This window comes from Limnothrix sp. CMB-01, assembly GCF_055193175.1.
This window is the reverse complement of record NZ_CM143720.1, coordinates 1,035,350-1,055,965: the sequence shown is the minus strand read 5'-3', so window position 1 is coordinate 1,055,965 and position 20,616 is coordinate 1,035,350. Positions and strand designations below refer to the sequence as shown.

At 56.0% G+C, this 20,616-nt stretch carries 19 protein-coding genes; 11 read left to right on the top strand and 8 right to left on the bottom strand.

Annotation, left to right across the window (positions count from 1 at the left end):
* Window positions 1-32 precede the first annotated feature (32 nt).
* A complete protein-coding gene (locus tag ACZA91_RS04435; protein ID WP_463184897.1) occupies window positions 33-1,406 on the bottom strand; it encodes a CmpA/NrtA family ABC transporter substrate-binding protein in 1,374 nt (457 codons plus the stop codon).
* Between the two features lie 631 nt (window positions 1,407-2,037).
* On the opposite strand from ACZA91_RS04435, the gene ACZA91_RS04430 reads away from it, so the two are divergent.
* The 4 genes from ACZA91_RS04430 to murD all read left to right on the top strand — a co-directional run bounded on the left by ACZA91_RS04430 (window position 2,038) and on the right by murD (window position 6,001).
* Window positions 2,038-2,292: a hypothetical protein gene (locus ACZA91_RS04430; protein WP_099531721.1), complete on the top strand. Its 255-nt coding sequence runs from the start codon at window positions 2,038-2,040 to the stop codon at window positions 2,290-2,292.
* Between the two features lie 302 nt (window positions 2,293-2,594).
* A complete protein-coding gene (gene mltA, locus ACZA91_RS04425) occupies window positions 2,595-3,968 on the top strand; it encodes a murein transglycosylase A (RefSeq protein ID WP_463184895.1) in 1,374 nt (457 codons plus the stop codon).
* A gap of 29 nt (window positions 3,969-3,997) precedes the next feature.
* A complete protein-coding gene (locus ACZA91_RS04420) occupies window positions 3,998-4,564 on the top strand; it encodes a hypothetical protein (RefSeq protein WP_463184893.1) in 567 nt (188 codons plus the stop codon).
* A gap of 66 nt (window positions 4,565-4,630) precedes the next feature.
* A complete protein-coding gene (murD, locus tag ACZA91_RS04415; protein ID WP_463184891.1) occupies window positions 4,631-6,001 on the top strand; it encodes a UDP-N-acetylmuramoyl-L-alanine--D-glutamate ligase in 1,371 nt (456 codons plus the stop codon).
* Between the two features lie 21 nt (window positions 6,002-6,022).
* Here the strand turns inward: murD and ACZA91_RS04410 are convergent, their stop codons facing one another.
* Both ACZA91_RS04410 and ACZA91_RS04405 read right to left on the bottom strand, forming a co-directional pair.
* A complete protein-coding gene (locus ACZA91_RS04410) occupies window positions 6,023-8,764 on the bottom strand; it encodes a DNA methyltransferase (protein WP_463184890.1) in 2,742 nt (913 codons plus the stop codon).
* Between the two features lie 96 nt (window positions 8,765-8,860).
* Window positions 8,861-9,655 carry a TIGR01548 family HAD-type hydrolase gene (locus ACZA91_RS04405; protein WP_463184887.1) on the bottom strand — a complete coding sequence of 265 codons (795 nt, stop codon included), beginning with the start codon at window positions 9,653-9,655 and terminating at the stop codon, window positions 8,861-8,863.
* A gap of 80 nt (window positions 9,656-9,735) precedes the next feature.
* Between ACZA91_RS04405 and ACZA91_RS04400 the strand changes: the two genes are divergently transcribed.
* The 5 genes from ACZA91_RS04400 (at window position 9,736) to aguB (ending at window position 12,924) form a co-directional block, all read left to right on the top strand.
* Complete coding sequence (locus tag ACZA91_RS04400) at window positions 9,736-9,864, top strand: hypothetical protein (RefSeq protein WP_463184885.1); 129 nt, start codon at window positions 9,736-9,738, stop codon at window positions 9,862-9,864.
* A 93-nt stretch (window positions 9,865-9,957) separates the two neighbouring features.
* On the top strand, window positions 9,958-10,257 hold the full coding sequence (locus ACZA91_RS04395) for a 30S ribosomal protein PSRP-3 (RefSeq protein WP_099531728.1): 300 nt from the start codon (window positions 9,958-9,960) through the stop codon (window positions 10,255-10,257).
* 353 nt (window positions 10,258-10,610) lie between these two features.
* Window positions 10,611-11,651 carry an agmatine deiminase family protein gene (locus ACZA91_RS04390; RefSeq protein ID WP_463184882.1) on the top strand — a complete coding sequence of 347 codons (1,041 nt, stop codon included), beginning with the start codon at window positions 10,611-10,613 and terminating at the stop codon, window positions 11,649-11,651.
* A 23-nt stretch (window positions 11,652-11,674) separates the two neighbouring features.
* Window positions 11,675-12,010 carry a nucleotidyltransferase family protein gene (locus ACZA91_RS04385; protein WP_190532508.1) on the top strand — a complete coding sequence of 112 codons (336 nt, stop codon included), beginning with the start codon at window positions 11,675-11,677 and terminating at the stop codon, window positions 12,008-12,010.
* 53 nt (window positions 12,011-12,063) lie between these two features.
* Complete coding sequence (gene aguB / locus ACZA91_RS04380; protein WP_099531733.1) at window positions 12,064-12,924, top strand: N-carbamoylputrescine amidase; 861 nt, start codon at window positions 12,064-12,066, stop codon at window positions 12,922-12,924.
* A 280-nt stretch (window positions 12,925-13,204) separates the two neighbouring features.
* Here aguB and pirA read toward each other — a convergent pair whose 3' ends face one another.
* Entirely contained in the window at window positions 13,205-13,366 is a 162-nt protein-coding gene (gene pirA, locus ACZA91_RS04375; RefSeq protein ID WP_190354042.1) for an arginine synthesis PII-interacting regulator PirA, read from the bottom strand.
* A 282-nt stretch (window positions 13,367-13,648) separates the two neighbouring features.
* On the opposite strand from pirA, the gene ACZA91_RS04370 reads away from it, so the two are divergent.
* On the top strand, window positions 13,649-14,494 hold the full coding sequence (locus ACZA91_RS04370; protein ID WP_463184879.1) for an SAM hydrolase/SAM-dependent halogenase family protein: 846 nt from the start codon (window positions 13,649-13,651) through the stop codon (window positions 14,492-14,494).
* Here the strand turns inward: ACZA91_RS04370 and ACZA91_RS04365 are convergent.
* Window positions 14,486-16,696 carry a caspase family protein gene (locus ACZA91_RS04365; protein WP_463184877.1) on the bottom strand — a complete coding sequence of 737 codons (2,211 nt, stop codon included), beginning with the start codon at window positions 16,694-16,696 and terminating at the stop codon, window positions 14,486-14,488. The two genes, ACZA91_RS04370 and ACZA91_RS04365, sit on opposite strands and share 9 nt — an antisense overlap.
* A gap of 117 nt (window positions 16,697-16,813) precedes the next feature.
* Between ACZA91_RS04365 and ACZA91_RS04360 the strand changes: the two genes are divergently transcribed.
* Entirely contained in the window at window positions 16,814-17,467 is a 654-nt protein-coding gene (locus ACZA91_RS04360) for a class I SAM-dependent methyltransferase (protein ID WP_099531736.1), read from the top strand.
* Between the two features lie 103 nt (window positions 17,468-17,570).
* Here the strand turns inward: ACZA91_RS04360 and ACZA91_RS04355 are convergent, their stop codons facing one another.
* The 3 genes from ACZA91_RS04355 to ACZA91_RS04345 form a co-directional block, all read right to left on the bottom strand.
* Window positions 17,571-18,254, bottom strand: coding sequence for a hypothetical protein (locus ACZA91_RS04355; RefSeq protein ID WP_463184876.1), 684 nt, complete (start codon window positions 18,252-18,254; stop codon window positions 17,571-17,573).
* Complete coding sequence (locus ACZA91_RS04350; RefSeq protein WP_347343134.1) at window positions 18,251-18,859, bottom strand: DUF3318 domain-containing protein; 609 nt, start codon at window positions 18,857-18,859, stop codon at window positions 18,251-18,253. The genes ACZA91_RS04355 and ACZA91_RS04350 overlap by 4 nt, the downstream gene beginning before the upstream one ends.
* A gap of 161 nt (window positions 18,860-19,020) precedes the next feature.
* The gene (locus ACZA91_RS04345) at window positions 19,021-20,529 is read right to left on the bottom strand and encodes a NupC/NupG family nucleoside CNT transporter (protein WP_463184875.1); all 1,509 of its coding nucleotides are present in this window, start codon (window positions 20,527-20,529) and stop codon (window positions 19,021-19,023) included.
* Between the last annotated feature and the right edge of the window lie 87 nt (window positions 20,530-20,616).

Sequence of the window (20,616 nt, the reverse complement as noted above, 5' to 3'; positions counted from 1 at the left end):
CCTGAAGGAGTTGGTTCCTTGGAAGCGAATTCCTAAGCTTTAATGGCCAAGCTCTTGAGGTAATCTTCGGGCTTTTCAGGATCAAACTTGATGCCGTCGAAGAAGGTTTCTACCCCACGGGACGGGCTGCTGGGCACATCGGTGATCCCAGCTTCCTTAGCAGCTTCCAGCCAAATGTTGTCGCGATTGACCCGCTCAACCAAATCCTTAGCCTTGGCAACCGTGAAACCGTAATCCTTGTGGAAGCCCCAACGAATCGTTTCCGTTAGGAACCAAAGATCATGGCTCTTGTAGGGATAGGAAACACTCCCGATCGGGTCTTTCCAATAGAGCGGGCCCTTGTTGAAATCGTTGATGTCGGGTTTGCCATCTCCCATGGCATATTTGCCTGAGAAAGGCGGCTCCAGAATGTTGGCAGGAATGTTGAAATAGTTCCGACCGGAAACAATTTTCACCAATTCTGCGCGGTTTTCGGGCTTGTCGCACCATTGCTGGGCTTCCATGATTCCCTTCAGCAATGCCTTGGTGGCCTTGGGGTTGGCATCCACCCAATCTGCCCGCATCGCGAAATATTCTTCGGGATGGTAGGGCCACATTTCGGTGACCAAACAAGACATAAACCCAATCTTGTCGTTGACAATTCGATAGGGCCAGGGGTCACCGGTACTGAAGGCATCCATCGTCCCGATCCGCATCCCTTGTACGGTTTCTGGCGGGGGAACAGCCAGCAGGTCGATGTCTTTGTTGGGGTCAATTCCACCGGCTGCAAACCAGTAGCGAATCCAGAAATCTTGATTAGCAGCGGGGAAGGTGAAGGCGGCTTTGAATTTACGCCCATTTTGTGCGGCGTAGCCCTTGATGTAGGCTTGAGCACCTTTGAGATCCAAGCCCAATCCTTTGCCGGCATTTTTGCCAGAAACGGCAATCCCGTTAGCATTGGTCACCAGTTGTGCCAACACGTACATGGGGGTTTTCTTACCGTTGGTGATGATGCCCTCGGTGATCAAGTGGGGCATGGGCATTTGCCATTGGCCACCATCAACACCACCGGCCTTGGAACCGATCACAATGTTGTCGCGAGCGGCGGCCCAGTTGGCTTGCTTGGACACCTCCACTTCGGTCATGCCGTACTTGGCAAAGAAGCCTTTTTCCTTGGCAATGATCAGCGGTGCAGATTCCGCGATCGGGAGGTAGCTGAGTTTGGCTTTGGTGACTTCCGGGGTGGTTTCCGGGGTCAGGGCTGCGGGGCTACCGGTGCTGGCGGGCGATCCTCCGGCGGGACTGGCGGCGGTTCCACCGGGTTCTGGGGGATTTCCCAAACATCCTTTTAAAAGAATGGAGCCTGCGGCGGAGGCTCCAGCGGTCAATAGAAAGCGACGACGCGAAAATCCGAACTCATCAGACATGGCGCTAGCAACCTTAAGTGAAAGTTGAGCACGACAAACCGGGCGATCGGGGGGTCGCTAAATTTGTCATGAGTTGTGAAAAAGCTGATCGCTAAGAGCCAAGGAAATTTAAATCGGAGCTTGATGATAGGGGCTGAATCCCGCTTGTCAAGCGCCTTCCCGCTTTAGCAACTTCAGACATGCTAAAGGTTCTTTCATAAAAAGTCTAGATGCTTGATCAGCTTGGGGATAACAAAAACTAAATTGTCTTCATAAGCTTCTCTTTATGATTTTTTCATTGAAAACGAGTTTTGATTATCTTGATTAGCTCTCACAATCTAAGATTTCACAGATTTCACAACTTGACTAATCGATCGAGTCAGGCTGCTTTATGGATATCCCGGCCGATGCTTTGCCCGCCCCGATCGATCAGCCGCTCCACAAGGGCGGGGCTTTAAACCCATTTTTTTGGTAAAGTCTGGGCAAGCTCCATGATTAAGGTGGCCAAGATTAAGGTGGCTAATTGCGGGTCACTGGTTGTTTGGGGCGATCGCCGCTGGCAACCAAGCTGCCTTGGAACGAATGTTGATGAGTGTGTTGATGGGTAGTTTGCTGCGGCAGCAGTTGTTGTTGTTATAAGGATCCCGGGCCGATGCCGAGAACACCTGATGAGTTTGCGGTGCATATCCTGTTGGCGGGCGGTCACCGCGAGGAAGTTCGCTTCCGCACGATTCAAGACTTCCAAAAGTGGTACAGCACGGACTTGGTTCCGAAGCAGGACTCTTCGGCCTTCATTAGCGTGCCGATCCAAAATCTCCAGGGTGAATATATGGTGGTGCGGCCATCGCAGGTGTTAGGTATCCGGGTGGAACCGGTGTTTAACTCCAGCATTGATCGATCGTTTTAAGGATGCCTGGGATGCCAAAGCTGCTCCTTTGTGGGTCTCTTCGATCGACTAGGAGTTCTTAAGCAGTCGCTTCAGGGGCGATCGGGGTTGAACGGTGGTTGGCCATTGGTCTCAAAACTGGTGTGGCGATGCAATGGGGCGATCAAGGAAGCAATTCCCCGATCGGGGCTTGCGCGATCACCCGCCAGTCTGATAGCAATAGTCCGTCGATCCCCAACCCGATCGCCTCTGAGCCGATCGCTGTCGCCCCATGCTGATCGGGGATCGCGATTGCTCCTCACCGCTTCACCCCAACCACCCCCATGAGTCTGAAAGATTCCCTGAAAGATCTTCTGTGCCATCGCTTCCGCCATCGCTCCGATCAATCCGATCAATCTGAGCTAAGGGCTAAGTTCGATCACCTGGCCACTAATCGCCGTTCTGGCCATCATGCCGCTCCTAAGTTTGGTTACTGGGGGGCGGTTTTTAGTCTGAGTTCTCTTTTGGGTTCTGTGGCGTTGAGCGGCTCCACCTTCAGCGGCTCTCCGGCCTTGGCCCAGCGGTCTACTCCGCCGCCTCTGCACCAGGGAGAAACCCCCCTTTCGCCAGCGGAACAGCGGATTCCCCTGCGGCCGGTACAGGCGCGATCGATTGCGGGTCTGTTGGGTTTAGATGAGCAACTGTTCGGCCAATCAGGCGATCGCCGTAACCTGTTGCAATCGATCGACCACAGCTTGCGCTATTTGCAATCGCCAGCGGCCGCCACGGCTTACCAAAACTATCCCGTCGCTGGCATCACGCGCGATCGGGTGTTGCGGAGTGTGCGGCGGTTTCGGCAACTGGTGACCCAGGCGCGATCGGCCCGCGAGTTGGCCACCTTGGTCGATCGGGAATTTACGCTCTACCAATCGATCGGGCGGGATGGCAACGGTGATGTTTTCTTCACGGGCTATTACGAACCGATTTATCGCGCCAGCCGCACCCCCTCCGCCACCTATCGCTATCCGATTTATCGGGAGCCGGCCGACTTGGCCAGTTGGCGCACCCCCATGCCCACCCGCGAAGTCTTGGAAGGAAAAGACGGCCAAGGCACCAACAGCCCCCTGCGCGGTCAGGAAATTGCTTGGTTGAGCGATCGCCTAGAAGCCTTTTTGGTGCATATCCAAGGTTCGGCCCGACTGCAATTGCCCGATGGGAATGTGATCACCGTCGGCTATGCCAACCACAACGGCTATGGCTACACCAGCGTGGGCCGCGAGCTGGCCAAAGATGGCAAGCTGCCCTTTGAAGGGTTGACCCTGCCGGTAATGATTCGCTATTTCCGCCAAAATCCCCAGGAATTGGATAACTACTTGCCCCGCAATACGCGGTTTATCTTCTTCCGGGAAACCTTTGGCGCACCAGCCACGGGAACCTTGGGTGTGCCCGTTACGCCCGATCGCTCGATCGCCACCGATCGCTCCCTGATGCCCCCCGGAGCCTTGGCTTTGGTCAACGCAACGCTGCCCTATGCCAGCGCGGACGGGCAAGTGGTGAATCGCAACGTCAGCCGGTTTGTGTTGGATCAAGACACCGGCAGCGCCATGATTGGCCCCGGCCGAGCCGACTACTTCATGGGCACGGGCCCGATCGCCGGGAATCGAGCCGGGGTCACCGGGTCGCGCGGCCGGCTCTACTACCTGTTGCTGAGAAATTAGTTGCTGAGAAACTAGTTGCTGAAAAATTAGTGGCTAAGAAATTAGTTGCTGAAAAATTAGCAATTGTCCGCAAGCAGTTGGCAACCATTCGGAGATCGGCCATGAGCAACCAAGGGCTGAATGGGGCAGGGCCCCTGTCCCACGAACAGGTCACCCAATGGATTGGGGAAATTCAAACCCTCAAACAACAGGTGACCGACCTGAAACGCGATCGGGATGCGGCCTACCAGGCCGCCGACGCTTGGCAAGCCCGTTACACCACGGAAGCCCAACAACGCCGAGCCGATCGGGAACAGTTTCAGCAACAACAGACCCGGCTGCAAGGGGAAGTCGATCGGCTGCGGGGCAATCCCGATGCAGTGCTGGACGGGTGGGAACCGCTGGGAGAGGCCGCCAGCGCCGGGGCCGCCCTGCCCGCCAGCACTCCGGCCACCCTGGCCGAGGCTCAAATTGAATGTCGGCAACTGCGCGAGCAACTGGCACAACTGGTACGGCAGCTCCAGGCAGAACGGGAAGCCCACGATCGCACTCGACGGGATTTGACCACGGCCCTGGGCGACGCGATCGATGCCTTGGAACGGGAACGGCAGCGCTAAAAAGAGTCTGATTCAAAAACAACAGTTCAGAAACAAAAGTTCAGAGACAAAACGGGAGCCTTGAGCGTGCAAACGGCTTGGATTGTGGGATTGGGTAAATCTGGAGTGGCGGCGGCGCAACTGTTGGCGGCCCAGGGCTGGCAGGTGACCGTGAGCGATCGGGGAACGGGCGATCGCCTGGCCCCGATCGAAGCCACACTCACCCAGTTGGGCATCCAAGTCCGATTGGGCGACACCTTCAACCCCGACTCGATCGAGCCGCGACCGGATTTAGTGGTGGTCAGTCCCGGCGTACCTTGGGATAGCCCCGGCGTGGCCCGGGCCCGGGCGCTCGGCATCGACACGATCGGGGAAATGGAGTTGGCTTGGCGCAACCTGCAACAGATCCCTTGGGTGGCCATCACCGGCACTAACGGCAAAACCACCACCACCGCCCTCACGGCCGCCATCTTCCAAGCGGCCGGCCGAAAAGCGCCCGCCTGCGGCAACATTGGAGCCGCTGCCTGTGGCTTGGCCCTGCCGGAAGCCGACCCGATCGGTTGGGTGATTGCTGAAGTCAGCAGCTACCAAATTGAGTCCTCCCAAAACCTGGCCCCCAAAATCGGCATTTGGACCACCTTCACCCCCGACCATCTGGCTCGCCACTACAGCCTAGACAACTACTTCAACATCAAAGCCAGCCTGATCGATCGAGCGGCTCTGCAAATTTTGAACGGTGATGATCCGGCCCTGCGGGCCCAGGCGATCGCCCCCTATCCCAACGCCATTTGGACGAGTGTGGCCGGGCGTGACCAGTTGCCCGCCAACCCCGATCGGGGGGCTTGGGTCGAAGACGGTTGGGCCGTGGTGGCTGGCCAAGCGATCGTGCCCGTGAGCGCCCTGGCCATGACCGGCCGCCACAACCAACAAAACCTGCTGATGGCCGTGGCTGCGGCCCACTATGCGGGTATTGCCCCGGAAACCATTGCCCAGGCGGTGCGCGATTTTCCCGGCGTGCCCCATCGTCTGGAGCGGGTGGGCAGTTGGCAAGGCATCGACTTCATCAACGACAGCAAAGCCACCAATTACGATGCGGCCGAAGTGGGGCTGAAGGCGGTGGCCCAACCGGCGATCCTAATTGCGGGCGGCGAGGCCAAAGAAGGGGACGATCGCGCCTGGATTTCGGCCATTCAGTCCCGAGCCGCCGCCGTTTTGCTAATTGGCAGTGCGGCCGAAACCTTCCAAGCCAATCTGCAAGCGGCTGGTTATGGGGCCACGGAAATTGTGGAAACGCTCGATCGGGCAGTGCCCCGGGCCGCCGAGTTGGCCAAAGCACACGAGGCCCCGATCGTCTTGTTGTCGCCTGCCTGTGCCAGCTTTGACCAGTTCCCGAATTTTGAAGTTCGGGGCGATCATTTCCGCCAATGTTGTCTCGATTGGATTGCCCAACAAAGCTAAGAGACGGTTTGGCTTTGGTTGTTAATTCGACCGATCGCCTGGGGGTCGATCGAGCGCCCAGGGCCCGACGATCGCTTCACCTTGTTGTTCTTTTTCTGCTAATTCCAAATTCAGCGCCAACAGTTTTTCCAAAATGTCGTCGCTGGCTTTGAATCCGTAGGCTTTCAGCACCGCCTTATCAAGTTTGGCGTGGAGTTTGGCGAGGCCGCTGGCGGGTTCGTGGAAATAGCCGTTATAGAGTTGGGTGATGCCCCATTGGCGTTGTTCCATGATTTGGGTGCGGTAATCGTGCAAATCCTGGGCAATTTGCCGAATGTCGTTGATGATTTTTTGGCTCGGTTTTTGGGGAAATGGAAAGGTTTCAAAGCAGGTGTTGTGGGTGTAGCGCGTATCGCCTTTGAGGGTTGAAGCTTGTGCCTTGACCCACTGCCGGTGTATATCCGAAGTCAAAATTCCCAACACATAAAAATCATCTGAAGCGATAATTGTAGTGGAGTCTGCTGGCAATACATTGCTATTAATCGGAATAAAAATAAACCATTTTGAGTGTCTTGGAACTGCAAAGTAGTATGGAGTGTGAGAAATTGCTGTTCTGAGAGATTGATTCGTCCTTTTGAATCTCCACCACTTTTCTTTTAGGATTAACTCTCGATTGGTATCTCTCTCGGGTTTGACTAACTTTTTTACATGCTGAAATGGCTCCAAGTATTGACTCACGTTTTCTAGCGGAAGATCTGAGAAGTCAATAATCCAGCGCTCTGATTTTCCATTTGGACGATCAGTTAAATCCATGGCAGAAACTGAACATTTGAGAACTTCAGAATTTTTTTTAGAAGAGGTTATCCACTGACGAGCCAATTCAGGAGAGATATAAAATCCCTTTCCATTGGGTTGTACACCAACAAAGCCATAGGAAAGATTAGCTCTCAGTCTCAGAGTAGATGAAATATCCGAGTTCTCTTGAAGGGATGAATTAATAAAATTCACAGATTTTTCATCAAGCGAGCATGAACTCATCCTTTGTTTAGCCCAATTAATGATGCTGACATAAACGGCAGCTTCACCTGACCAAGGCTGACTAGAGATTGCATTGTAAATAAAGCCGCCATTCTGAGTAATATAGTCTAGAGAAACAGATCGACTTTTTCCCTGTGCAATTGAATTAGTTGCCACCAAACCGGCCCGACCACTTGACGATAGGTGATTGTGTGCAAGGCGAAACCAATAACTTGCAAAATCTACTTGGGCGCGAATATCAGAAAATTGCTTAAATACACGCTCTGCATATCGATCTCCCAGTTCCAAGCGAATGCGAGAGCCACCTAAAAAGGGTGGGTTGCCAATGATGGCATCCGCTTGGGGCCAGGAATTAAACAGCGCATCTTGGCGCACAATATTTTGATCCAATGTGTCCAAAGGCAGGGCTTCTTCCTTGATTTGGAGTCGATCGATTGCTACTTTTCGGGCGATCGTCATCGTCACCTGCGCCAACTGCACCGCAAACGAATTAATATCAATCCCAAAAAATTGCAGCGGACTCACCGACCTCAGCGGTATTTGCACCGACTGCTTCAGATCACAGATGCGATCGAGAATCACCTTCTCCAGATCCTTCATTTCCTGATAGGCCACATAGAGAAAATTTCCCGACCCACAAGCCGGATCAAGCACCCGATACTCGATTAATTCCTGGTGCAATTTCTCAAAATCGTTCACCGTTTTAGCTGCTTCAATTTTCGCTTCCCAATAGTGCGAAATCGTCGGCCGCACGATTTTCATAATGTCAATTTCTGACGTGAAATGCATTCCATGGGCACGCCGCTCATCACCATTCGCCGTGCCCTCAAAAATGCTGCCAAAAATCGCCGGTCGAATCTGGCTCCAATCCTCTTGGGCCGCAACCTTCAGAATTTCTAGCTCCTTCGAGTTCAGCTCGATCGGCAACACCTTGGCAAACAAACCACCGTTGAAATAGCCCACCCCCTGAAACCGACCCGCAGGAGCTATATGATTCCGATTCATTTCATCAAATAGCGCACCGAAAAGTTCATAAGAACTCTCACCTTCTAAACAGTCCAAAACGCAGCGCGTAAACAAATCCGACGGCAACAGCCCCCGATCTTCCGCGAACATTGCCAAAACGCACTGCAACACAAACCGCTGAATATCAATCGGTTTAAAACTTCCAGATTTTGTGCAAAGTCGCTTCTCCAAGTCTCGATAAAGCTGCCCCATTCGCATGGCAGCTTCTTGGGTAATTTCCTGTTGATTGTTGTTAAAAACCGGCTTTGTCTCACCCGGCTTCATGAACGCAAATGCACTCGATCGCTGGCTGAGATCTGCCAAAGCAATTCGATCGACCGGCTCATCAATTTGCGTATCGAAATCGTAAATCCAAAACCAATCGAAATTGCACAACACCACGTAGCGCGGCCGGTTTGGAACCAGGCGCTCCCAATAGGTGAAGGCTTGGCGGCGATGCTTTTCCAGGGATTCGCCGCGCTTTTTCATTTCAAACAGCACCCCCGGCCGGGGCGGCTTGTCGCTCGATCGCCACACCAAATCCGCAAAGCCTGTGTGGCCGCTGGCGCTGCCCTTGGCCACCCGCGTTTCAAACACCGCCCCCGCCGCGATCGCGTCCGCATAGCCAAAGGCCGCAAAAAAGCGATTCAAAAAGGTTTGGGCCTCGCCTTTTTCATCACCTCGAAAAACTTTTGCTGCTTCCGAAAAGGCCAACAACGGAGCCGGATCAATCAAAGCCATAGGGACAGAGCCATGGGAAATGTGCGATCGAACTGCTCCCTATTGTCGGGCCAAATGCTGAGTTCAAGGCCTCGTTCAAGATCGAAGCCGCCGCAGTTAATGCCAATCTCGAATTCGATCGCCCGTTAATTTCGTCACCGACGACAACACAACATCTGCGCCATTGGCCCTCAAGGTGGCAGTGTAGCGATCGCGCGTGGCCGAATCAACCAGGGCATGGGGCGGCAAAATGCCCACCGCAATCCAACGGCGATCGGGGGCGATTTTGCGCGCATTCAGCACCGTTTGCATGTCCGCCGCCGTGTCGCCCGCATAAATCACCGGCAGTTGCAACCCGGCCGGTTCCAGGCGATCGACCACCATTTGCAAGCCCGTGGGGTCAGGTTTTTCCGGCGCATCATTCATGGCCACCAACACCGGATCGATTAGCCCCACCCGCTGAGTTAAAACAAAATTGGCCGAGGCCGGTGTTGCGCCGCTAAAAAATCCCCAGCCCGTTTGGGCCGCGGTGAGCTGTTCAAAATAGGCGCGATCGACCAGCAGCGGTTCATCGCAAATGTAGCCCGTCCAACTGCTGGGATCTTCGGGATTGGGGCCGCGATATCGCTTTTGGAAAAACAAGACCAATTCGTCATAGTTCAGGGCCAATTCTGCGCGCGATCGCCCCTGACTTTCCCAAAATCGATAGACAAATTCCTGAGAGGCTAACCAATCGTTATTCCAAGATCCTTCGGCTTTAATCGCGTCAATGTCCGCCATCGTTGGGCGAAATTGGCCATCGGTGAAGGCTTCCACCGTGTCCGCCAAGGCGCGGCGGTAGGACTGGCCCACATCCCGAATTACGCCATCAATGTCAAAAACCGCGATCGCTTGGAGAGAATTGGAAGTCATGGAAAGGGTCAATCAACAGAATAATCTGCAATCCTGTTTCAACAGCCGCAACCATATCATGGCGACATTATGGCGATCTCGTGGCGACCTGGGGGCCTGTGGCGATGACCCGATCGCTGCTAATTGCGGAAAGGCGATCGTCAACCGCCTCCTTGCGGTACGATAGACTGCTGTGCTGTCGTCAGTTGCGATCGCCCTGGACGAGTTGAAGACCCGCTGGAGTCGCGTAAATTTCGTCTGAAGATCCCGACTGGCCGAACCCTTGCCAAATACCCGTAGCAGTCGATCTTGGAGGCATCAGCTTGTCGAAGTTTATTTTAAAGGTTCTCTGGCTTGAAGAAAACGTCGCTTTGGCGGTGGATCAAGTTGTGGGCAAAGGAACCAGCCCGCTGACGGCCTATTTCTTCTGGCCGCGGAACGATGCGTGGGAACAACTGAAGTCGGAGCTGGAATCCAAGCATTGGATTTCGGAGTCCGATCGGGTGGAATTGTTGAACCGCGCCACGGAAATTATCAACTACTGGCAAGAAGAAGGGCGCAAGCGTCCTTTGGCCGAAGCCCAAGACAAATTTCCCGATTTGGTGTTCACGGGCAGCAACTAGTGAGCAATGGGGGGCGATCGGGCTGCAAAGCTGTCGATCAATCCCCGTTGAATCGTTGTTTTCAATCAGCGCGGTGGCCTCGGGGCGATCGCGCTTGATTTTTGGCTAAGTTTCGTTCGATCCATTGGGCATTGATTGAGGTTGAAGACGGCGGCTTAACCGGTTGTTCACCTCGATCGGCTAGGGTGAACGCAGCATTGACCCCATCAGCCCGGTAGTAGCGCGGTTAGGCCAAAGTACGCCAAAGATGGGCGCACGGCGGTGCGCCCCTACGAAATGTGCTTGATCGCCATTTCAAACCGCCATTTCCAATCGTTTGATCATCTCCAGTCCTGCAATTCTCATCACGTCCCATGTATTTCCCTCCTGAATGGCACGAACATGCGGCGGTGTGGCTGGCTTGGCCCAGCCATCCCGATTTGTGGCTCGATGCCTATCGCGATGTGCAATCGGAGGTGTTGGGTCTGGCGCGGGCGATCGCCGATTGCGACCCCGCCACCGGCCAGCCGCGCGGGGAAGCGCTGCACGTGCTCGCCTGCGGTTCGGCCCAGGTGGCGGAAGCCCAAGCCGCCCTGGAACCCTTGGGAGCCACAATTTACGACGAACCCTTTGGGGATATTTGGTTGCGGGACACGGGGCCGCTGTTTTTGCGCGACAGCTTAGGGGAGCCGGTGGCGATCGGGTTTCGGTTCAATGGTTGGGGCGGCAAATATCTGCTCGACTATGACGACTCGGTGGCGGAACGGATCGCCCTGCAATCGGGGGTGGACTTTTTGCCCCATCCTTGGACGCTCGAAGGCGGGGCGATCGACCACGACGGTGAAGGCACGCTGCTGACCACCAGCCAATGCTTACTGAACCCCAACCGCAACCCCGATTTGTCGCAGGCGGACATCGAAGCCAAGCTGAAATCCAACTTGGGCATTGAGCAGATCATTTGGCTGGGCGACGGGCTGCAAAACGACCACACCGATGGCCATGTGGACAATTTGGCGCGGTTTGTGGCTCCGGGGACGGTGGTGTGCATGGAACCCAGCGGCCCCGATGACCCCAACCGGGAGGCGCTTCTAGAGGCGATCGCCACGTTGAAGGCGGCGCGGGATGCCAAGGGCCGGGCGATCGAGGTGCTGACGATTCCGTCGCCGGGTCGCGTGGAAGATGAGGAGGGCGAGCTGATGGCCGCCAGCTATGTCAATTTCTATATCAGCAATACGCGGGTGATTGTGCCCCAATACGGTTCGCCCTTTGATGGGGCAGCGGTGGCGGCCTTGCAGGCGATCGCCCAGGATTTGCGAGATATTTGGGGCGATCGGGAAGTAATCGGTTTGCCCGCCAAAAATATCCTGCAAGGGGGTGGCTCGTTCCACTGCATTTCCCAACAGCAACCCCGCTAGCGATCGCGATTTGGAATCGTTCTATGCTCGATCGCCCAATTACCCATCAGGTTGCTCCTAAAGCTCTCCCAATTGAAATTCCTGAACTGGCCATTCAGGATTTTTGTCAGCGTCACCACATTCAAGTGTTAGCGCTCTTTGGTTCTGTTCTGCGCGAAGATTTCCGAGATGATAGCGATGTGGATATTTTGGTGCAGTTTTTACCGGGTAAAACACCAGGGTTCCAAATTGTGACGATGCAGGATGAACTGACTCAGCTCTTTGGAAAAGTTGTTGATTTGCGAACACCGGCAGAACTCAGCCGATATTTTCGCGATCGCGTTTTATCTGAAGCCTATATTCTCTACAAACTCAGATAGCAAGTTTAGATTTAGAGTCTATTTCCATCACCAACAACCATCCCTTTCAACCCATGACAAACCATCGAACCGTCACCGTTGCCGCCCTGCAAGATGCCTTTGAAACCTGGAATTTACAGGACAATATCGATCGCGTTGTGGCCGCTGCTCGTCAAGCAGCTAGCCAAGGGGCGCAAGTAATTTTGCCGCCGGAATTATTTCAAGGGCCCTATTTTTGCAAAGAAGAACGGGCGGAGTTTTTCGCCTCGGCTTACCCCGCCACGGAACATCCGGCGGTGGTGGCCATGCAGCAGGTGGCGCGGGAAACGGGCACGGTGATTCCTACCTCGATTTTTGAGCGGGATGGCCAGCATTACTACAACAGCTTGGTAACGATCGACGCGGACGGCTCGATCCTCGGTCTCTACCGCAAGAGCCACATTCCCGACGGCCCCGGCTACGAAGAAAAGTTCTATTTCCGGGCGGGCAACACGGGCTTTAAGGTTTGGCACACCCGGTTTGGCTGTCTCGGTGTCGGCATTTGTTGGGATCAGTGGTTCCCGGAATGCGCCCGATCGATGGTGTTGATGGGGGCGGAAGTGCTGCTCTATCCCACGGCGATCGGCTCGGAACCCCAGGAGCCAAATCTGGATACGCGGCCCCTGTGGATGCGGGCGATGCTGGGCCATGCGGTTTGTAATGTCGTGCCCGTGGTGGCGGCCAACCGGATCGGCAATGAAGAGGGGCAAAAGTTCTACGGCACGAGTTTCATTTGCGATCACCGAGGCGAGCTGCTGACCCAAGGGGCGATCGATCAACCCGAGATCCTGATGGCTCAGTTGGATTTGACTCAGACGGCGCTCGATCGCGCCAGTTTTGGTTTTTTCCGCGATCGCCGGCCCGAGTTCTATGGGGCGCTGACGGAATCCGCCTAAAGCAACTATCTGCACAACCGCCTGGGTCGTCGGTTCGTGGCAGTCCCAAGGCGGATCGCAATCTTGATCGAAACTGATCGATCGAAACCTGCTGGGAAGAACTGCTGAAAGCAGCCCAAACACAAAGCTGCCCAGGTTTTGCGACCCAGGCAGCTTTGATGTGATGAATTTTCCTTGGAAGATTCAGACGGGTGGGAACTTGCGACAACGCAGAACCCAAGCGCTGATCGGCAAGCGATTCTGAACAAATTGAATCAGCTCTTAATTGACGGATTGACGGTTACTTCAGGTACTCAGCTTCGGCTTCGAGGCTACGAACCAAATCGTTGTCACCCTTGGCGCGAGCCACTTCAATGCGGTGTTCCAGCAGCTTGCGCAGATTTTCGCGGTGAACTTGCGCAACTTGGGCGGGGTTGGGGCGATTGCGGCGGATTCCAAACATGGCTAGGAAACGATCGACGAAAGGTGGATAGGGGTTGAGAGTGCCTGGGACGATCGTTGAAGTGACCAACCAGACGACAGAAGGCGCGAATGCTGCGATGATTCAGCTTGCAGAAGCCAATCATTAGCTTCGGCTGGCGACACTAGCCACTCCTGAGAGGGCCTTCCATTGCCAAGATAGCGTAATTTTGATTCAGAAAGTATCAGCTATTACAGAAAATTTATCTTTTTTCAGAATCGATTCAAGTAACTGATGTTCAAGGCCCCCATCTTCCGGTAACCCATGGATTTTTCCTCAACAGTTCCCCTCACCGCTTGGTTAGCACCGCCTCGGCCGATCGCCCTGTTGACGGACTTTGGCACGGCCGATGGCTATGCGGGGGTGCTGAAGGGGGTAATCGCCCAGGTCAATCCCGCCATTCCCACCATTGATCTGACTCACCAAATTCCCCCTCAGGATTTGTGGGCGGCGCGGTTCGTGTTGGCCAATTCGGCGGCGGCGTTTCCGTTGGGGACGGTGTTCTTGGCGGTGGTGGATCCGGGAGTGGGGGGCGAACGGCAGCCGATCGCGATCGCCTTTGATCGGGGCTGGTTGGTGGGCCCAGACAACGGCCTTTGGAGTGGCCTGTTGGCGCAATTCCCGGCGGAGTCGGCCGTGGTGCTGACCCAGCGCAACTTTTGGCGATTGCCGAACCCGAGCCACACATTCCACGGCCGCGATATTTTTGCGGCGGTGGCAGCCCACTTGGCTAATGGGGTTCCGTTGGCGGATTTGGGTAACCCGATCGACCCGGCCAGTTTAGTGAATTTGCCGTTGCCGGGTTTGGTGTCCCATCCGGCGGCCGGGGCCAATCCGGCCAGCTTGGAAGGAGTGGTGCAGCATGTGGATCACTTTGGCAATCTAATTTCCACCATTCCGGCCCAACGGGTGAGCGATCGCTCCTGGCGCGTGCGCATTGGCGAGCAACTGATTCCCTCGCAACTCACCTACAGCAGCCGATCGCTCCATGACTTTGTGGCGCTGGTGGGTAGCCACGATTGGGTGGAGGTGGCCTGTGCGGGGGGGAATGCGGCCCAGCGGTTGAATCTGAATCGGGGCGATCGAATCCTGGTGGAGTTTCTAAATTAACCGAAAGGGCAATTCCCAGGCCATCCATTGCCGACAGTCAAGGGTATAGCTATCGGGGCTGGGCGATCGACTGGGGGGCGCAGCATGATTCACGCTGATTTGCTGGAGATCTTCCAACAGTTGGCGGGCCAGGGCCAGCGGTTGGGCCAGGGGCCACAGGCGATCGCCCTCACCGGTTTGCCGACTGGGCAAGCTGGCCTGCACCCGCTCCAGGGGATCTCGACTGAGCCACACCAACAGCGACCCCAAGCCCCGACTGGGGGCAGCGGGCCAACTGAGAGTTTGGCGACTGTTGGGGGCCAACAGGGTTTGGCCCGGCTCCGTGTCCTGCCCCAGGTCTTGCACCAGGGTGGCTCGTCCCAGGGAATCCAGTTGCAACACCAAGGCCCACAGGGGAACGGTTCCGGCATTTTCCAGGGTGAGTTGGGGCCGGCTGCCGCTGGTGAAGGTGGCCGGGGCGATCGAACCGTTGGGGTCGATCACACCGCCAACATTGGGCAAAGTGCTCCATTGCAGAAGGGGGCGATCGGGTGTTTCCAAAGCCGCCAGGGTGATGCGCACGGGCCAACCGGCTCCCTGATTCAGCGTGGCCCGCCAAAGTTTCCGCGCCAACAAACTATGTAATTGTGGACCTAAGCGCTGCACGGCGGTCTTGAGCGCTTCGCCACCTTCACCCACCGTGTTGGGCCAGAGGGTTTGGCCTGGTCGCCAGAGGCCATAGGCGGTTTTGGCTTCGTCTCCGTTGGGGTCAGGATTGGCAGTGGGGCGGGCCGCCCGGGCAAACCAAGCATCGATCGCCCGGTTTTCGGGATTCACCACTGTCACATGGGACAAGGCATCAAAGGCGCTGGTGGCATCAATCCGCTCAATGCGCTCAAAGTTTGGATCGAGAGCCACCTGTAGCCCCAAGTTGCGGGACAAAATGCGCCACCGTTCCCGCACAAGTTGCCCCGATTGCCAGGCGAAGGCCTCAACCGGGCGATCGCGGCTGTCTTCGGCCACGGGTTGCCCGATCGCCCGCCAACCATTGCGGCTGGTGATGCGCAGTCCCCCAACCCAGGCTGTGTCATCCGCTGAATTCGTGGCTGCGGGTTCCAGAATGAGACCCTGGGTTGCGCCTGCCAACACCGCAGGGGCCAAACCGGCCAAGCTCACCGTCACCGTGCGATTCACCGAGTCCGTAGCCAAGACTGTGCCCGCGCTGGGCCCCGCTGCCGTGGCCAACCATTGCCCCAAGTTTTCCCCAACATTTCCCCCAATTTTTTCCCCAACATTCTCCCGAATCGCAGCGGCCCCCAGCCGTTGGGCGATCGGCTGTTGCTGGCCCCCTTGATCCGTAACCTGGGCGGCGGTGCGAGCCAGGTCAAACCACAGGGTGCTGGCGGGGAGGCTGTTCCAAAGTTGTTGCACTAAGGCCCAGGTGAAGGCCCCGGCCACAAATCCCGATTGGGGCAATTCCAGGACGGGGCGATCGGGCTGGCTGGCCCGCAACCACCACCCGCTGGCGGCGGTCGATCGCCCCGATCGGGCGCGGCGTAACTGTTGCTGCCAAGCCAGTTCTTCCGGATCCAGAGCACCGGGGGTGAGCATCGGGCGCGATCGATGGCGAACCCAAGCTTGGGCCGGAGCAGGGGCAAATCCCGCATCCACAACGCCCAGCACCCGTTCCGTGGGCAGCGATCGCAGCCAGTCTTGAATCGTGACTTCACTCCAATCGCGCAGGGGGGCGATCGGCTCTGCAGGGGTCGCCTCACGGGTTCCGACGGCCAAATGGCCATCCACCGGAACCAACAGGCCCGTTCCATCGGCCAAAACGCCCCCATAGCCGCTGAATTGCCACACCACCGCATCACCGGCCCGGAGTCCCGCCGCGCAGTCCTCTAAAGCTGCTTGCCATTGGGCCCGCCCCGCCGCCCGATCGGTCAAGGTCACCACATCCGCCGCCTGAAAGCCCAACCGCGAAGTTAGGAGTTCTTGCCAAAGGGCCACATCATTCAGGCAACCTTCCAAGGCCACCGAGACCGCGTTGGGGGCGATCGCCGTCGGTTCGTATTGATTAATGCCAATTAACAGGGCCTTGCGCCGGCCGGTTGGTTCCGCCAACACTTGCGCCACCCGTTGGGCTGCGATCGCCTCTGCCAGCCCCCATCCGGCCAGCGCCGCTCCCGATCGCCCCAAAAAGTCTCGTCGCGAAAGTGCCATAGCTTTCAACTCGCCGCCGTCCGCCTCATCCTAGCGCGGTGATTCCCCGGCTCAACCAGCAATTTTCTGTACCCTAGTATTGATTGCCCATTTCTATCGCTTTTCTGCCCGATCATGATGCTGCTCCGTCCCGACGATCGCACCAAACTCGATGACAGCAACGACAACTTTTTTTACCAAGACCCACGGTTGGTAACCCATGTGGATGAGGGGTTTATTGATCGGCTGACTCAGCTCTATGGCCAACAACTGCAACCCAACACCAAGATTCTGGATTTGATGAGCAGTTGGGTTTCCCATTTACCGGAAAATTTAACGTTTGCGGAGGTGGTGGGCCATGGGATGAATGCGGCGGAATTGGCCAAAAATCCTCGGCTCGATCGCTCCATTGTGCAGAACTTAAATGTAGATTTGAAACTTCCCTTTGAAGATGCCTATTTTGATGCGGTTTTGAATACGGTTTCCGTGCAATATTTGCAATATCCGGAAGCAATTTTCAGTGAAATTCATCGCATTCTGAAACCCGGCGGCATTGCCATTGTCAGTTTTTCCAATCGGATGTTTTATCAAAAGGCGATCGCAGCCTGGCGCGATCGCTCCGAAACCGATCGAGTGGCCCTGGTTTGTGAATATTTCAACCATGTGCCCGGCTTTGGCAAGCCGAAATACATAATCGAGCGATCGAGCGGGCCCGCCTTCCTGAGAATGTTGGGGCTAGGCGGTGGTGATCCGTTCTATGCCGTCATTGCTCAACGGGAACCGGTTGCTTAGATTGCTTGATTTGGGATTGCTTGATTTGGGATCGCTTGATTCGGGATCGCTTGATTTGAAATCAATTTCGGGGGATTAACTCACGGGAACTCAATCCTTGGGGTTAATCCACCGGGGTGGGATCAGGACGATCGGGCGAATTAGTCGGTTCAGAAGGGACGGGATCGATCGGGCGGAAGGATTGGAAAAAGGCCCGAGATTCCGGCCAACCCATCGATGACTCCGCCGCCGTGGTACCAAAAACCAGCACAAATAATTGGCTATAGGCGGGGCGAAAAATGGCGCGGGCTTCGTATTGAATGCCGCGCTTATTTTGAAAGGAAAATTTGAGAGTTGGCCATTGGCTCGATCGCACCCATTCCGATCGTTGAACCCGTTCGGCCCCAAACTGCAACGCCACCCCCGTGGCCACATGCTGAAGGTAATGTGGCAATGAACTGGAATTGGCGGAATCGATAGCCGGCCCCGCCTGATCACCCCTGGCGTAATAGAACCGCGTGCCACCGTCGTAGTGAGCGGAAACCCAGGGATCTGTTGAGCTGTCGGGTATGGCCGGAAACCAAATTTGAAAACTGCGATTGGGCGCTTGGTACTGATACCCCGCCGTGCCCGTTGGGGTGGGGCGGGTGGTCTCCGTGGCCGTCAGCTCCGCCGTTGGCTCGGGGGCCCTGTCTGGAGCTGAAACTCCCGGGTTCGATCGACCACAGGCCCCCAGGCCCCCACCGAGGCCCACCGCCAGCACCACTGGCACCAGGGCAACCCGTCGCACCAATCGCCTAGGGATCATGACTCATGCCGGAGGGGAGATAAACCGGCGATCGCGCGTAAGCGTTGACAACGAAGCAATTCCAAAAATTCCATGCCCGGTCGCCGCTCCAATTGGGCCACTGCTTCGATGCCTTCGAGCAACAACCGGGCCGCTTCCGGTTCTTCGTAGCCCCGACGCACCGCCACCGCGATCGCATCGAGATCCACTTCCAATTCCCGCTCGGTTCGCTGGTTGTTGCGCCAAATTTGCCAGCCGGCCAAGCCCGCCAGCCCACCGGAAGCCACTGCCCCCAATGCGTCCCCTTGGCTAATTTGCCAAGCGGCGCTGGCCAAGCCCACCAAGGTTGCCCCTTGATACCAGTTGGGTTCAACCCAGCGCACCCCCATTACCCAACAGGATTGGCGCAACATCAACAAATCTCGCTGGGGCCGGGGAATTCGCCGCCACAGTTCAAAATTCACATAGATTGGGCGATCGCGCTGCCAGGGCAACGGCAAGGCACTCGACAACACCTGAGGTTGCTCTGAACGACCCACAATCTTGATTGTCATCCGTGCCGAAGCCGGCAACAGATCCAGTAAGCGCAATATTTCTGGCTCAGGATTCGGCATCGATCGCCCCACAACCCACCTATCCCATCAAACTCAATACCGTAGTCGAAAAAGGGGCAGTCTGGATCTGTTGTGGCCAAGTCTGTGCCACGCTCGTCCCAATCACGGATAAAGCCAGTTTGTCGAATTCGATCATGCATCCCAAAAATGCACCCTAAATTCGATGCTCCACCCTAGCGCGGTGCGGGGGCCGGAGTTGCGGGTGGGGGGCTGGGTTTCACCAAGGTTGGCGTGGCCGGCGCAAGCTTGGTGGGCGGCATGGGCGTGCCCAAAATATGGGGGCTGCCATCGTCATAAAAACCCGCCACGCAGGCAATCATCAGGGAAGCTAGCGTGCCCACAAACAGGGCCCGCCAGCCCAAATTCAGCAACTCCCGCCGCCGCTGGGGAATCAGGGCGCTCAGACCCCCTACAAAAATGCCCAAGGCCGGCAGGTGGGCAAAGCTGGAGAGCGCATAGCTCACAATCAACAGGGTACGATCGCTGATTGCGTCGTTTCGGCGTAGTTCCGCCAGGGTTTGATAGGGCGGAATGGCAGTTTCCAAGAGCCGCCGACCAATGACCACCGCCGACTCCCAAGCATCATCCCAAGCCACCCCCGTCAGCAGTGTGAGCGGAAAGAAACAAATTCCCTCCAAGTTGGCCAGGGTAACCACTCGAAATAATTCCCCGATCGGCCCGGGAACCAGCCCTAACGCAACAAAGAAGCGATCGACCAGCGACACCAACCCCACAATCAACACCAGGGCCGCCACAATCCAGCCACAAATGCGCAACCCTTCCAGGGCCCCCGCCATGGCGATCGCCCAGGGACTACTATCCGGCTCGATCGCCCCGCCGGCCATGTCTCGATTGCCCAAGGAACTTTCAGCCGCATTAAAAGGATTGAGAGGATCGTATTCTGGTGTCCTTGGACTGGCTGGATTCAGAGGATTTTGCGATAAATTTGCCATCATTACCCCCGACAGGCGATCGCGCGTCAGGGGCACTTGGGTTTCCGGAACCAAAATTTTGGAAAGTACAAAGCAAGCCGGAATACCAATAATGGCTGCCGAAATTAAATGACCTAAAATGTTTGAAAAAACCGGCTGCAAAAAGTCCACATAGATCGCCAACGTGGAAGAGGAAGCCGTTCCAAAACAGCAAGCCAAAATAGCGCATAGCTCGCTGCGCGTCATTCGCGACAAAAACGGCCGCACCACAATCAACGCTTCAACCCCCGTCACCACATTCACCACGCCGCTCAGTGCTTCCGCTCCGCTCAGTCGGGTGGTTCGATAAAACAACCGCGAAAAACCATTCACAACCGCTTGCATGACCCCCAAGCTGTAGAGCAGGGCCATCAGTCCCGCAAAAAAGACCACCGTGGGCAAAGCGCGAACGGCAAAGATATAGCCCAAAGGTGGGTTTTCGCCAAAATCTTTAGAAACAAACTGGGAACCAAAAATGAATTCTGCCCCCGATTCGGCAGCGGCAAAAATCCCATTGAGAGCACTATTTAAAACATCAAAAATATCGCGCGTGATGGGCAGCCTGAACACCAAAAACCCCAACACAAGCTGCAGGCTCAGCCCCCAAATTAACGTGGCCCAAGGAATGAGTTTCCGATTTTCCGAAAAGAGCCAAGCCACACCGCAAAGCCCAAAGATGCCCAAAAAGGAAACGAGATTGAGATAACTCATGAGCAGGACAAGGAAATGAATTAGCCCCACGCCGCTGCTGCTTAGCCTATTTTGGGCGGCGCTATTTTGAGCGATCGAGTTCAGGAG

Coding starts and splice junctions, on each gene's coding strand:
- ACZA91_RS04435 (WP_463184897.1), bottom strand. CDS start 1,406: ATGTCTGATGAGTTCGGATTTTCGCGTCGTCGCTTTCTATTGACCGCT.
- ACZA91_RS04430 (WP_099531721.1), top strand. CDS start 2,038: ATGCCGAGAACACCTGATGAGTTTGCGGTGCATATCCTGTTGGCGGGC.
- mltA (WP_463184895.1), top strand. CDS start 2,595: ATGAGTCTGAAAGATTCCCTGAAAGATCTTCTGTGCCATCGCTTCCGC.
- ACZA91_RS04410 (WP_463184890.1), bottom strand. CDS start 8,764: ATGGCTTTGATTGATCCGGCTCCGTTGTTGGCCTTTTCGGAAGCAGCA.
- ACZA91_RS04405 (WP_463184887.1), bottom strand. CDS start 9,655: ATGACTTCCAATTCTCTCCAAGCGATCGCGGTTTTTGACATTGATGGC.
- ACZA91_RS04390 (WP_463184882.1), top strand. CDS start 10,611: ATGTATTTCCCTCCTGAATGGCACGAACATGCGGCGGTGTGGCTGGCT.
- ACZA91_RS04385 (WP_190532508.1), top strand. CDS start 11,675: ATGCTCGATCGCCCAATTACCCATCAGGTTGCTCCTAAAGCTCTCCCA.
- aguB (WP_099531733.1), top strand. CDS start 12,064: ATGACAAACCATCGAACCGTCACCGTTGCCGCCCTGCAAGATGCCTTT.
- pirA (WP_190354042.1), bottom strand. CDS start 13,366: ATGTTTGGAATCCGCCGCAATCGCCCCAACCCCGCCCAAGTTGCGCAA.
- ACZA91_RS04370 (WP_463184879.1), top strand. CDS start 13,649: ATGGATTTTTCCTCAACAGTTCCCCTCACCGCTTGGTTAGCACCGCCT.
- ACZA91_RS04365 (WP_463184877.1), bottom strand. CDS start 16,696: ATGGCACTTTCGCGACGAGACTTTTTGGGGCGATCGGGAGCGGCGCTG.
- ACZA91_RS04360 (WP_099531736.1), top strand. CDS start 16,814: ATGCTGCTCCGTCCCGACGATCGCACCAAACTCGATGACAGCAACGAC.
- ACZA91_RS04355 (WP_463184876.1), bottom strand. CDS start 18,254: ATGATCCCTAGGCGATTGGTGCGACGGGTTGCCCTGGTGCCAGTGGTG.
- ACZA91_RS04345 (WP_463184875.1), bottom strand. CDS start 20,529: ATGAGTTATCTCAATCTCGTTTCCTTTTTGGGCATCTTTGGGCTTTGC.